Origin of the sequence: Pseudomonas sp. Z4-7, from assembly GCF_051131965.1 — a bacterium.
In the GTDB taxonomy this organism is placed as follows: Bacteria; Pseudomonadota; Gammaproteobacteria; order Pseudomonadales; family Pseudomonadaceae; genus Aquipseudomonas.
This window is the reverse complement of sequence record NZ_CP071642.1, coordinates 411837-424930: the sequence shown is the minus strand read 5'-3', so window position 1 is coordinate 424930 and position 13094 is coordinate 411837. Positions and strand designations below refer to the sequence as shown.

The 13094-nt window shown below is 62.5% G+C and carries 10 protein-coding genes; all 10 read right to left on the bottom strand.

The features are described 5' to 3' along the window. Positions 1-50: 50 nt before the first annotated feature. On the bottom strand, positions 51-998 hold the full coding sequence (locus J3P91_RS01845) for a choline ABC transporter substrate-binding protein (RefSeq protein ID WP_434602570.1): 948 nt from the start codon (positions 996-998) through the stop codon (positions 51-53). Positions 999-1260: 262 nt separating this feature from the next. Further along, positions 1261-2064 (bottom strand): N-formylglutamate deformylase, encoded by an 804-nt coding sequence (gene hutG, locus J3P91_RS01840; protein WP_434602569.1) that lies wholly within the window; start codon positions 2062-2064, stop codon positions 1261-1263. Between the two features lie 11 nt (positions 2065-2075). Continuing rightward, positions 2076-3278, bottom strand: coding sequence for an imidazolonepropionase (gene hutI, locus J3P91_RS01835; protein WP_434602568.1), 1203 nt, complete (start codon positions 3276-3278; stop codon positions 2076-2078). A 129-nt stretch (positions 3279-3407) separates the two neighbouring features. Then, a complete protein-coding gene (gene hutH / locus J3P91_RS01830; RefSeq protein WP_434570203.1) occupies positions 3408-4940 on the bottom strand; it encodes a histidine ammonia-lyase in 1533 nt (510 codons plus the stop codon). Positions 4941-5070: 130 nt separating this feature from the next. Continuing rightward, complete coding sequence (gene hutH, locus J3P91_RS01825) at positions 5071-6594, bottom strand: histidine ammonia-lyase (RefSeq protein WP_434604968.1); 1524 nt, start codon at positions 6592-6594, stop codon at positions 5071-5073. 193 nt (positions 6595-6787) lie between these two features. Further along, positions 6788-7618: a quaternary amine ABC transporter ATP-binding protein gene (locus J3P91_RS01820; protein WP_305497396.1), complete on the bottom strand. Its 831-nt coding sequence runs from the start codon at positions 7616-7618 to the stop codon at positions 6788-6790. Continuing rightward, positions 7615-8466 carry an ABC transporter permease gene (locus J3P91_RS01815; RefSeq protein ID WP_109752006.1) on the bottom strand — a complete coding sequence of 284 codons (852 nt, stop codon included), beginning with the start codon at positions 8464-8466 and terminating at the stop codon, positions 7615-7617. Before J3P91_RS01815 ends, J3P91_RS01820 begins: the two co-directional genes overlap by 4 nt. A 71-nt stretch (positions 8467-8537) precedes the next feature. Continuing rightward, on the bottom strand, positions 8538-9506 hold the full coding sequence (locus J3P91_RS01810) for an ABC transporter substrate-binding protein (RefSeq protein ID WP_434602567.1): 969 nt from the start codon (positions 9504-9506) through the stop codon (positions 8538-8540). A gap of 70 nt (positions 9507-9576) precedes the next feature. After that, the gene (locus J3P91_RS01805; RefSeq protein WP_305497402.1) at positions 9577-11043 is read right to left on the bottom strand and encodes a purine-cytosine permease family protein; all 1467 of its coding nucleotides are present in this window, start codon (positions 11041-11043) and stop codon (positions 9577-9579) included. 148 nt (positions 11044-11191) lie between these two features. Then, positions 11192-12880, bottom strand: coding sequence for a urocanate hydratase (gene hutU, locus J3P91_RS01800; RefSeq protein WP_434602566.1), 1689 nt, complete (start codon positions 12878-12880; stop codon positions 11192-11194). Between the last annotated feature and the right edge of the window lie 214 nt (positions 12881-13094).

Here is a 13094-nt window from a genome sequence, read left to right as displayed (position 1 = left end):
CGGGAGCAAGCTCCCTCGCCACGGGGGTTATCAGTGCCCGCAAGACTGGGTCAGTTCTTGAGACTGGCCTGCACCGCCGCGATGCCATCCTTGCCATCGAAGCTGGTCACGCCGGCGAGCCAGCGCTGCAGGTCCTCCGGGTGCTCGCGCAACCATTGCCGCGCGACATCCTGGGGCGTCTTGCGCTCCATGATCGGCACCATCAACTGGCTCTCCTGGGCAGCGGTAAACGTGAGGTTCTCCAGCAGCCGCTGCACGTTCGGACACCGCTGTGCGTAGTCCGGCGCGGTGACGATGGAGACCGTCGCGGCGCCTTCGTTGGGGCCATAGACATCTTCGCTGCCGGTCAGGTAAGCGATGTTCATGTTGATGTTCATCGGGTGTGGGGTCCAGCCGACAAAGACCACGAATTCCTTGCGATTGACTGCCCGCTGCACCGCCGCCAGCATCCCGGCCTCGCCGGACTCGATCAGCTTGAAATCCTTGAGACCGAAGTGGTTGGTCTCGATCATGGTCTTGATGGTGGTATTGGCGCCGCTGCCCGGCTCGATGCCGTAGATTTTCGCCCCCAACTGGTCCTTGAATCGGGCGATGTCGGCGAAGGTCTTGAGCCCCGCCGCCGCCACGTAGTCGGGAACGGCCAGGGTCGCCTGGGCGTCGGCCAGGCTTGGTTTGTCCAGTACTTTCACTTGATTGGCCGCCAGGAACGGGGCGATGTTCTTGTCCATCGCCGGTTTCCAGTAGCCGAGGAAAATGTCGAGCCGCTTGTCGCGGATGCCGGCGAAGATGATCTGCTGCACGGCGCTGGTCTGCTTGCTTTCGTAGCCCAGGCCGGTGAGCAGCACATCGGCCATGCCGCTGGTGGCAATCACGTCGGTCCAGTTGACCACGCCCATGCGCACGGTCTGGCAGGACGCTGCCTCGGCAGCCATCGCGCCGGAGCTCAACAGGACGGTACCGCAGAGGATCGACAGACAGCGTTTGAACGGTCTTTTCATCGGAAAGGTCTCGTGCGGCAGCGGATTATTGTAGGTCGGTGTCTTGGTGCACCGTGCCTGGAACATTACGCAGCGTCGAGGGGCTGAAGATGAACTGTGGCGACGCGGTTTTGCACGGTGGCGACAGGTTGAGAAGCATGAATGCTCTTGTGGCGAGGGAGCTTGCTCCCGCTCGGTTGCGTAGCGACCGCAAAAAAGCGAGGGCGGCTTCGCCACCCAGCGGGAGCAAGCTCCCTCGCCACAATAGCCGCCTCACCTCGCATTAGCGTTTGTAGGCTTTTTGTCCCCACGCCAGGAAACCCTCCAGCAACTCCCTGAGCACCACCTGGGTCGGTGCCGCCAGGTCCGGGCGATAGTTGAATGGCTCGAACTCTTCCATGTAGGTGCTCTGGCACAGTTCCAGTTGCACCGCGTGAATGTCCTCGGCCGGGTTGCCGTAGTGCCGGGTGATGTGTCCGCCCTTGAAGCGTCCGTTGAGCACATGGGTGAACTGGCCGTGGCGAGCGCAGATGGCTTCGAGCTGGCTGGCCAGCGTCGGATCGCAACTGGCGCCGTTGAACGTGCCGAGATTGAAGTCCGGCAGCTTGCCGTCGAACAGGTGCGGGATCACCGAACGGATCGAGTGGGCATCGAACAGCAAGGCATAGCCGAACTCGGCCTTGAGCCGCGCCAGTTCCTGTTGCAGGGCCTGATGGTAGGGCATCCAGATCTGCTGCAGGTACGTGGCACGCTCATCAGCCGACGGCACCAGGCCTTCGCGAAACAACGGCACGCCATCGAACAGCGTCGCCGGGTACAGACCGGTGGTGGCACCGACGTACATCGGCTTGTCATCGGAAGGACGGTTCAGGTCCACGACGAACCGCGAGTATTCAGCCGCCAGGGTGCTGGCGCCCAGATCTTCGGCGAAATCATACAGCCGCGGAATATGCCAATCGGTGTCCGGCAGGCTCTGGGCCTCAGGGATCAACCCGGCCTCTACCGCCGGCGTCAGGCGCAGGCCAGCGTGAGGCATGCTGATCAACAGCGGCACGCGCCCTTGCTTGAAATTCAGGACCTTCTCCACAACCGTTCTCCTCAATCGATTTCCACGCCGTGGCGCACGACGCGTTTTTCCAGATCGCCGCCGAGCCAGTACGACAGATCGGCCGGGCGATCGATGTGCCAGGCGACAAAGTCCGCCACCTTGCCGGCTTCCAGCGAGCCGTGGGTCTGGGCCATGCCCAGGGCCTGGGCGGCATGAATCGTTGCTCCCGCCAGTGCTTCTTCCGGGGTCAGGCGCAGGCAGGTGCAGGCCATGTTCAACATCAGGCGCAACGACAGCGCGGGCGAGGTGCCGGGGTTGAGGTCACTGGCGACGGCGATTTTCACGCCGTGCTTGCGCAGGGCATCCATGGGCGGCAACTGGGTTTCACGCAGGAAATAAAATGCCCCCGGCAGCAGCACCGCAACGGTGCCAGACTCGGCCATGGCCTTGGCGTCGTCCTCGGTCATGAATTCCAGGTGATCAGCCGACAGCGCCTGATACCGCGCCGCCAGGCTGGAACCATGCAAGGACGACAGTTGCTCGGCGTGCAGCTTCACCGGCAGGCCCAATCGCTGCGCGGTCAAGAACACCCGTTCGACCTGCTCGGGAGAAAACGCCAGGTACTCGCAAAATGCATCCACCGCGTCCACCAGCCCCTCGGCGGCCAACGCCGGGAGCATTTCGGCGCAGATGTGTTCGATGTAGTCATCGGCGCGGTCCTTGTATTCCGGCGGCAAGGCGTGGGCCGCCAGGCAGGTGCTGCGCACACTGACCGGCAGTTCGGCGCCAAGGCGGCGGATGACCCGCAGCATTTTGCTTTCGCTGGGCAGGTCGAGGCCGTAGCCGGATTTGATTTCCACCGTGGTCACGCCGTCGCGCATCAGGCTTTTCAGGCGTTTTGCGGCGCTGGCGAACAGCTCGTCCTCGCTGGCGGCGCGGGTCGCGCGCACGGTGCTGGCGATGCCGCCGCCGGCCGCGGCGATGTCGGCGTAGCTGACGCCTTGCAGGCGCTGTTCGAATTCACCGCTGCGGTTGCCGCCGAATACCGCGTGTGTGTGGCAATCGATCAGGCCCGGCGTGACCCAGGCGCCCTTCAGGTCGTTGATTGCCGGGTAGTCGCCCACCGGCAATTCGGCACGGGGGCCGATCCATTGGATGTGCTCGCCCTGAGTAACAATGGCGGCGTCTTCGATAATCGAGTAGGCGCCCTGGGCCATGGTGGCGGCGTGGCAGTTCTGCCAGAGGGTTTTCATCCCGAGTCTCCTCGAATTATTCAAAATCGAATCGCGAGCAAGCTCGCTCCCACAGGGATCAGGGGTGTACCCCAGATCGGCGTTCGGCACCGCCCCCCTGTGGGAGCGAGCTTGCTCGCGATGAGGCCCTTACAGGCTCGGCAACAACTGCGCCGTGACCAATTCGTTCAGACACCGACTCGCCAATAGCTCACTGGCCGCATTGATGTCCGGCGCAAAGAACCGGTCCTTCTCGTAAAACGGTACTTCTGCACGCAGCAACGCCCGGGCCTGTTCCAGTTTGGCCGAGGTTTTCAAACCACCGCGCAAATCCAGCCCCTGGCACGCCGCCAGCCATTCCACCGCGAGAATCCCACGGGTGTTCTCGGCCATTTCCCACAAGCGCTTGCCGGCGGCCGGGGCCATGGAGACGTGGTCTTCCTGGTTCGCCGAGGTCGGCAGGCTGTCCACCGAATGAGGATGGGACAGCGCCTTGTTTTCACTGGCCAGGGCCGCAGCGGTAACCTGAGCGATCATGAAGCCGGAGTTGACCCCGCCATTGGCCACCAGGAACGGCGGCAGCTGCGACATGTGCTTGTCCATCATCAACGAAATGCGCCGTTCGCTCAGGGAGCCGATCTCGGCGATCGCCAGGGCCATGTTATCGGCGGCCATCGCCACCGGTTCGGCGTGGAAGTTACCGCCGGAGATCACGTCGCCCTCGGTGGCGAACACCAGCGGGTTATCCGACACAGCGTTGGCTTCGATCACCAGCACCTCGGCGGCCTGGCGGAACTGGGTCAGGCAGGCGCCCATCACTTGCGGCTGGCAACGCAGCGAGTACGGGTCCTGGACCTTGTCGCAGTTCTGGTGCGAATCCGACACTTCGCTGCGCTCGCCCAACAGGTCGCGATAGGCCGCGGCGGCATCGATCTGGCCTTTCTGGCCGCGAGCCGCATGGATGCGCGCATCGAATGGCGAGCGCGAGCCAAGCACCGCTTCCACCGTGAGGCTGCCCAGCGCCAGGGCAGCGGCAAACAGGTCTTCGCCTTCAAACAGGCCGCGCAAGGCAAACGCGGTGGACACCTGGGTGCCATTGAGCAACGCCAGACCTTCCTTGGCCGCCAGCGTCAGCGGCGCGAGGCCGGCGACTTTCAGGGCATCGACAGCCGGCAGCCATTCGCCTTTATAACGGGCCTTGCCCTCGCCCAGCAGCACCAGGGACATGTGGGCCAGAGGCGCCAGGTCACCGGATGCGCCCACCGAACCTTTCAGCGGAATGTGCGGGTAGACCTCGGCGTTGATCAGTGCGATCAGCGCATCGATCACCTGCCGGCGAATACCGGAGAAACCCCGGCTCAGGCTGTTGACCTTGAGCACCATGATCAACCGCACCAGCGCATCGCTGATCGGCTCGCCGACTCCGGCGGCATGGGACAGCACCAAAGAGCGCTGCAGGTTTTCCAGGTCTTCGCTGGCGATGCGGGTCGAGGCCAACAGGCCGAAACCGGTGTTGATGCCGTAGGCGGTGCGATTCTCGGCGAGGATCTGCTCCACGCAGGCAACGCTGGCTTCGATCTGCGCCGATGCGCTGGCGTCGAGGCTGAGCGTCACCGGTTGCTGGTAGATGTCACGCAATTGAGCCAGGCTCAATTGGCCGGGAATCAGGTTCAAGGCAGTCATGTATTGCTCCTTTTGAGAGTTTTGTTTTTACCCGCCAGTCGCTCCGGAATGTTCCGTTATCCGTCACCTTCGCCTTTTGGGCGATGCCTTGTGGGCTATAGGTGCCTTGGCACGCTGGCGTTTTTTTTGATCAATTCAAATTCGGTAGAACGTGGTGCAGCACATTCGGATCTCTGAGCAGCCCGGCGGCGCTGGCGATGTCCGGCGCCAGCCAGCGATCCTGGTCGTAGGCCGGGACGCGCTCGCGCAGCAGCTTCCAGGCGGTGTCGGTGCCAGCGCCAAAACGCTGCGCCTTGAGAAACTCAAAGGCCTGGGCCGCCAGCAGGTATTCGATGGCGAGGATCTGCGTACAGTTTTCCAGCGCCCGGTGCAGCTTCAGGGCCGCGTTGGTGCCCATGCTCAAATGGTCTTCCTGCAACCCGGAGGTGACGAAATTGTCGAGCACCGCCGGTTGCGCCAGTTGCTTGTTCTCCGCGCACAGTGACGCGGCGACGTATTGCACGATCATCATCCCCGAATTCACCCCGGGATTGGCCACCAGGAAGGCCGGCAGCCCACTGACGTGCGGGTTGATCAAACGGTCGAGGCGACGCTCGGCGATGGAGCCGATTTCCGCCATGGCGATCGCCAACAGGTCAGCCGCCAACGCTACCGACTGGCCATGAGGGTTGGCCTGAGACACGACCCGGAAACTGTCCGGCGTCCCCAGCAGCAGAGGGTTATCGGTAGCGGCATTGAGTTCGGTTTCGATCTGCTGCCGGGCATGCTCCAACTGATCACGAGCGGCGCCATGCACTTGCGGAATCGAGCGGATGCTCAAGGCGTCCTGGGTGCGGATGCCCAGGCTCGAAGCGATGACTTCGCTGCCATCGAGCAGCGCCCGCAAGTTACTGCCCACCTGCTGCATGCCGGGGTGCGGCTTGAGCGCGATGATCTCGGCATCGAACGCGGCGATCTGCCCGCGCTGCGCCTCGAAGCTCATGGCACCGATCACATCGGCCCACTGCACCAGGCGCGTCGCATCGGCCAGGGCCAGGCAACTGAGGCCGGTCATGCACGGCGTGCCGTTGACCAGGCACAAACCGTCCTTGGCCCCCAACTGCACCGGTTGCAGACCTTCAGCGGCCAGCGCCTGCTGCGCCGAGACGACCTGCCCGCGATAGCTGACCTCGCCGACGCCCAGCAGCGCGATGCTGATGTGGGCCATGTGGGTCAGGTAGCCCACCGAACCCTGGGACGGCACTTGCGGCGTGATGCCGCGATTGAGCAGCGCCAGCAACGCCTCGACCACCCGGCGATGGATGCCTGATTTGCCTTGGCTGTAGTTGAGGATGGCCGCGCAGAGGATCGCCCGGGTCTGCTCATCGGACAGCGCGGGGCCGACACCACAGGCATGGCTGAGCAAGGTGTTGCGCGACAATTGGCTGAGCTGTTCGTCCTTGAGCGAGACATTGCACAAGGCGCCCAGGCCGGTGTTGACGCCATAGGCCCGTTCACCGCTTTCGACGATGCGCTGGACGATGGCCTGGGCATTGTCGATGCGCGCCCAGGCCTGGGCCGATAGCTCCAGCACAGCGCCGAAGCGGGCGACGGCGACCACGTCCTGCCAGCGCAGCGGGGCGTCGGTGATGATGATTTTTTCAGCCTGGGACATCTTCAACCTCATGGGAAATTCTTTTCAGCAACACACCTGGCTAAAGCACTGCCTTTGTGGCGAGGGAGCTTGCTCCCGCTGGGCCGCGCAGCGGCCCCAAAATCTTGCGAGCGCTACGCACTCGAGCGGGAGCAAGCTCCCTCGCCACAACAACCTGTCAGCCAAAAATAGTTTTTCGCCAGCCACCACAGCCTTACACCACCGCCGCCCTGCGCTGCACAAACCGATCGACATACTCATCCGCCGGCGAGTGCAGGATCTCCCGTGGCGTGCCGACCTGGATCAGCTTGCCGTCCTTGAGAATCGCGATGCGGTTGCCGATGCGTACGGCCTCGTCGAGGTCGTGGGTGATGAAGACGATGGTCTTGTGCAGAGTCTTTTGCAGTTCCAGCAACTGGTCCTGCATTTCCGCGCGGATCAGCGGATCGAGGGCGCTGAACGCCTCGTCCATCAGGATGATGTCGGTATCCGCCGCCAACGCCCGGGCCAGACCGACGCGCTGGCGCATGCCGCCGGAGAGCTGGTGCGGGTATTTGTTCTCGTAGCCCTTCAGGCCCACGGTGCTGATCCAGTGCAACGCCCGTTCGGCGCAGACCTGCTTGCTTTCGCCGCGCACTTTCAAGCCGTAGGCGACGTTATCCAGCACGCTCTTGTGGGGCAGCAAGCCGAAGCTCTGGAACACCATGCTGATCTTGCGTCGACGAAACTCACGCAAGGCATCCATGTCCAGTTGCAGGATGTCTTCGCCGTCCACCAGGATCGCGCCGCTGGTAGGGTCGATCAACCGGTTGAAGTGGCGAACCAAAGTGGATTTGCCGGAACCGGACAGGCCCATGATCACGAAAATCTCACCGGTGCCGATGCTCAGCGACAGGTCGTTCACGCCGACCACGCAGCCGGTTTCGGCCAGCACCTGGTCCTTGGTCCTGTTCTGGCGGATCAGCTCCAGGGCCTCCTTGGACCGGTTGCCGAAAATCTTGAAGACGTTCCTGACTTCGATCTTGCTGACGGCTGCGTTGCTCATTTGCTCACCTCATGCCGAGGGCGACCATAGGCCTGGGTAATGCGGTCGATGACCACGGCGAGAATCACGATGGCGAGCCCGGCTTCGAGGCCGCGCCCGACGTTGAGGGTCTGGATGCCGACCAGTACGTCTTCACCCAGGCCACGGGCGCCGATCATCGAGGCGATGACCACCATCGACAGGGCCATCATGGTGGTCTGGTTGATCCCGGCCATGATGCTCGGCAGGGCCAGGGGCAGTTGCACGCCGAACAGCTGCTGCCAGCGGTTGGCGCCAAAGGCGTTGATGGCTTCCATGACTTCGCCGTCAACCTGGCGGATGCCCAGGTCGGTCAGGCGGATCAATGGCGGCGCGGCGTAGATCACCGTGGCGAAGATCGCCGGGACCTTGCCCAGGCCGAACAGCATCAACACCGGAATCAGGTACACGAAGCTTGGCATGGTCTGCATGATGTCCAGCAGGGGCATCAGCACCGAACGCAGGCGATTGCTGCGCGCCGAGAGAATGCCCAGCGGAATCCCGATCAGCACCGAAATCAGCGTCGCGACCAGCATCAGCGCGAGGGTCTGCATCAGTTTGTCCCACAGGCCCACCGCGCCCACCAGGAACAGCAGGCCGACGATTACCGCTGTCGCCACGACCTTGCGGGTGGCATGCCAGGCGACACCGCCGACGATCGCCAGCATCAGCCACCAGGGGGCCATGCGCAGCAGACCTTCAAGGTTGACGATGGCCCACAGCAACGTGTCGGAGATATGCCGGAACACATCGCCATAATTGGTCACCAGGGAGTCGACCCAACCGTTGACCCAGTCGGCGATGGAGAAGGTAAAGCTTTCGGGAAACATAAGAGACTCTCGATCAGGTGGATGCGGTGAACGTCCCGGCCAGCCCCACGGCTGGCCGGGAAATATTCGACCTACAGAGCCGCGTCGATTTTCTTGGCAGCGTCTTCGCTGACCCAGGCATGCCAGACTTCAGGATGTTCCTTCAGGAAGATCTTCGCCAGTTTCGGCGACTCGATCCGCTCTTTGGCCATGCGCCCGAGGTTCTGGTTCAGGATGTCGATCGGCAGGTTGACCTTTTCCAGCACTGCCACCAATTCCGGGGCTTCGTCATGGAAGGTCTTGGACAGGCCGACCTTGATGCTCACGCTTTTATCCACGCCCGGTTTTTCTTCGAGCTTCACCAGGTCGACCTGGCCCATCAGCGGTGTTGGCGACCAGTAGTAGAACAGGATCGGCTCGCCACGCTTGTAGCTCGACAGCACTGCCGCATCCAGGGCCGGGCCGGTGCCTGGGCGGAAGTTGGTGTAGGTTTTTTCCAGGCCGTAGCTTTTCAGCATTTCGCTGTTGTCCAGCTCGCAGGTCCAACCGGCCGGGCAGTTGTAGAAGCGGCCCTTGGCTGGCTCCTCCTGATCCTTGAACACGGCGGCGTACTGGCCCAGGTCGGCGATATTCTTCAGGCCCGGGGCCTTGGCTTCGAGCTTGCGCTTGGCATCACCTTCGATCACGTAGCGCGGCACGTACCAGCCTTCGATCGCGCCGACAACCGGTGCACCGACGCCCACCACCTTGCCGGCCTTCTCGGCCTTGTTCCACACCTCACTGCGGCCGACCCACTCTTCGGCGAACACCTGGATGTCATTGCTGCTCAGGGCGTTCTCCATGGTGATGGAGTTGCCTGGCAAACTGTCGGTCTTGCAGCCGTAGCCTTTTTCCAGCACCACTTGCATCACGTCGGTCAGCAGCATGCCGCTTTCCCAGTTCAGGCCGGCGAACTTCACCGGTTTGCCCGACTCGCACCAGCCGGCCGCTTGCGTGGCGCCCGCGCTGGCCAGCAGGCCCATGGCAAGCAATGTGGTCAGCAGGGTCTTGTTCGATTTCATTGTGTGACGCTCCTAATCAGTTGGATTGGCTTACGGCAGTCAAGAGGCATCCAGCCCTGTCAACGTCCCATCAGACCGCTTGGATGCGGCCCGCCCTGCTCGGTTGTGCGTCAACCGCGTCCTGCTCGACCGGCAGGATCAATTGATCGGGTACTGCGCTGTGCCACTTTCTGGCGATGAGGTAATACAACGCCGCCGGGACCACCAGACCGATGATCCAGGAAATATCCACACCACCCATGGCTTTCACCAACGGGCCGGTATAGAACTTGGTGGCGATGAACGGCAACTGAACCAATACACCGAAGACATAGACGCTGATGCCGAGGGCGTTCCAACGACCGTAGCGACCGTTCGGGTCGTTCAGTGCCGGCACGTCATAGCGCTCGCGCGTGATGCAGTAGTAGTCCACCAGGTTGATCGCGCTCCACGGCGTGAAAAATGCGAGCAAGAACAAGATGAAAGACTTGAACGCACCGAGGAACGAGTGCTGGCCGAGCAGCGCGATCAGGGTCGCGGCGCCGACGATGACCAGCACGAAGACCAGACGCTGCAACCGCGTTACGTTCAGGTGCCCGCGGAAACCGCTGATGATCGTCGCGATGCACATGAAGCTGCCGTAGGAGTTCAGCGTGGAGATGGTGACCTTGCCAAAGGCGATGCTGAAGTACAGCAGCGCAGCGGTGGCGCCGGTGCCCCCCAGGCCTACGATGTAGGCCACTTCGTGACCGGCGAACTGCCCGTTGGCCGAAGCGGCGGCAAACACGCCGAGGATCATTGCTACCTGCGCGCCGATGACGGAACCCGCGCCGGCGGCGAAAAAGGTTTTCACCGAGGACGTCTTGCTCGGCAGGTACCGCGAGTAGTCAGCCACGTAGGGGCCGAAGGCGATCTGCCAGGAGGCCGCGAGCGACACCGCCAGCAGGAAACTGCTCCAGCTGAAATGGCGAATTTGCAAGAGCGCGCCAACGTCCGTCTGGCTGATCAGGCGAGCGAACAGGTAGACAAAGGCAATCACACCAATGACGCTGGCGACCCGGCCAATGAAGTGGATCACCCGGTAACCGAGCACCGTCACCAGCACGATGACACTGGCGAAAATGAGGATGCCGAGACTGTCACTGACGCCAAACAACTGGCCCAGCGCCTGGCCGGAAAGCACGGTTCCCGTGGCGGTGAAACCCAGGTACATCAGGCACACCAGCACGATCGGGATGGCCGCGCCATACACACCGAACTGGACCCGGCTGGAGATCATCTGCGGCAGGCCCAGCTTGGGCCCTTGCGCGGCATGCAAGGCCATGACGCCACCGCCGAGCACCTGGCCGATCAGCAGACCGATCAACGACCAGAACACATCACCGCCAAGCACCACCGCCAACGCGCCGGTGACAATTGCCGTGATCTGCAGGTTGGCCCCCATCCAGAGGGTGAACTGGCTCAACAACCGACCGTGTCGCTCCGCTTCCGGGATGTAGTCGATCGAACGTTTCTCGATCAACGGCTTGCTGCTATCGCGTGTGCTGGTGACAGCCATGGTTCAACCTCTGTGGATTGTTCTCGGATTCATTTGCACCGCATCCCTGTGGGAGCGAGCTTGCTCGCGATGAGGGCGTGTCAGTAGACGGAACCGGTACTGATCCACCGCTATCGCGAGCAAGCTCGCTCCCACAAGGGATCCGGGATTACTTACCAGTGATCATCGGCAGGTCCAGCCCCTGCTCCTTCGCGCAATCAATGGCGATCTGGTAACCGGCGTCGGCATGACGCATGACGCCAGTGCCCGGATCGTTGTGCAGTACGCGGGCGATACGTTCGGCCGCTTCGTCGGTGCCGTCGCAGACGATCACCATGCCCGAGTGCTGGGAGAAACCCATGCCGACGCCACCACCGTGGTGCAGCGACACCCAGGTCGCGCCGCTGGCGGTGTTGAGCAAGGCATTGAGCAGCGGCCAGTCGGAAACGGCGTCGGAGCCGTCCTGCATGGATTCGGTTTCACGGTTCGGGCTGGCGACGGAGCCGGAGTCCAGGTGGTCGCGGCCGATCACGATCGGCGCCGACAACTCACCGCTGCGTACCATCTCGTTGAAGGCCAGGCCCAACTTGGCGCGCTGGCCCAGGCCAACCCAGCAGATACGTGCCGGCAAGCCTTGGAAGCTGATGCGCTCGCGGGCCATGTCCAGCCAGTTGTGCAGGTGAGCGTCGTCGGCGATCAGTTCCTTGACCTTGGCGTCGGTCTTGTAGATGTCCTGCGGGTCACCCGACAGCGCGGCCCAGCGGAACGGGCCGATGCCACGGCAGAACAGCGGACGGATATAGGCGGGGACGAAACCCGGGAAATCGAAGGCATTCTCGACGCCCTCTTCCTGGGCCATCTGGCGGATGTTGTTACCGTAGTCGAAGGTCGGCACGCCCATTTTCTGAAAGGCCAGCATGGCTTTGACATGCACGGCCATCGATTGCTTGGCGGCCTTCACCACGGCAGCAGGTTCGGTCTTGGCGCGGGCGCGGTATTCGTCCCAGGTCCAGCCGGCCGGCAGGTAACCGTTGAGCGGGTCGTGGGCGCTGGTCTGGTCGGTGACCATGTCCGGGCGCACACCACGACGGACCATTTCAGGGAGTATTTCGGCGGCGTTCCCACACAACGCGATGGAAATCGCCTTGCCTTCGGCGGTGTATTTCTCGATGCGCGCCAGGGCGTCGTCGAGGTCTTTGGCTTGCTCGTCGACGTAGCGGGTTTTCAGACGGAAATCGATGCTGACCTGCTGGCATTCGATGTTCAGCGAGCACGCACCGGCCAAGGTCGCGGCCAAGGGTTGCGCGCCGCCCATGCCACCCAGGCCTGCGGTCAGGACCCAACGGCCCTTGAGGTTGGAATCGTAATGCTGGCGACCAGCCTCGACGAAGGTTTCATAAGTGCCTTGGACGATGCCCTGGCTGCCGATGTAGATCCAGCTGCCGGCGGTCATCTGGCCGTACATGGCCAGGCCCTTGGCGTCGAGTTCGTTGAAATGCTCCCAGCTGGCCCAGTGCGGCACCAGGTTGGAGTTGGCGATCAGTACGCGAGGAGCGTTGCTGTGGGTCTTGAATACGCCCACCGGCTTGCCGGATTGCACCAGCAGGGTTTCGTCGTCATTCAGGTTGGTCAGGCTTTCGACAATCTTGTCGTAGCATTCCCAGTTGCGCGCCGCGCGACCGATGCCACCGTAGACCACCAGCTCCTTAGGGTTCTCCGCCACTTCCGGGTCGAGGTTGTTCATCAACATCCGCAGCGGCGCTTCAGTCAGCCAGCTCTTGGCGGTCAGCGTGTTACCGCGAGGGGCGCGGATTTCAACGTCACGGTATTTTTCAGGTTTGCGGGTAGCGTCGGTCACAGCAAAAACTCCTCAGCGATCAATCCAGACCAGCCCGGGCGGTGGGCAGTGATTCAGCGAACGTTGCGTTGAATGCAGGCGACTCATACGCATACGTCTTTACTTGTATGTACAAGCATATGCAATCAAGCGGCCAACTTGTTGGAGCCGATGTTCAGGGACGGTTTGGGATAGAGCTCAAAGCCCTGTGATTGAAGGGCTGCCGAGCTGTATG

What these genes read in the sequence shown, in the direction of transcription:
- J3P91_RS01845 (WP_434602570.1), bottom strand. Translation starts at nt 998, where the DNA reads ATGAAAAGACCGTTCAAACGCTGTCTGTCGATCCTCTGCGGTACCGTC.
- hutI (WP_434602568.1), bottom strand. Translation starts at nt 3,278, where the DNA reads ATGAAAACCCTCTGGCAGAACTGCCACGCCGCCACCATGGCCCAGGGC.
- hutH (WP_434570203.1), bottom strand. Translation starts at nt 4,940, where the DNA reads ATGACTGCCTTGAACCTGATTCCCGGCCAATTGAGCCTGGCTCAATTG.
- hutH (WP_434604968.1), bottom strand. Translation starts at nt 6,594, where the DNA reads ATGTCCCAGGCTGAAAAAATCATCATCACCGACGCCCCGCTGCGCTGG.
- J3P91_RS01820 (WP_305497396.1), bottom strand. Translation starts at nt 7,618, where the DNA reads ATGAGCAACGCAGCCGTCAGCAAGATCGAAGTCAGGAACGTCTTCAAG.
- J3P91_RS01815 (WP_109752006.1), bottom strand. Translation starts at nt 8,466, where the DNA reads ATGTTTCCCGAAAGCTTTACCTTCTCCATCGCCGACTGGGTCAACGGT.
- J3P91_RS01810 (WP_434602567.1), bottom strand. Translation starts at nt 9,506, where the DNA reads ATGAAATCGAACAAGACCCTGCTGACCACATTGCTTGCCATGGGCCTG.
- J3P91_RS01805 (WP_305497402.1), bottom strand. Translation starts at nt 11,043, where the DNA reads ATGGCTGTCACCAGCACACGCGATAGCAGCAAGCCGTTGATCGAGAAA.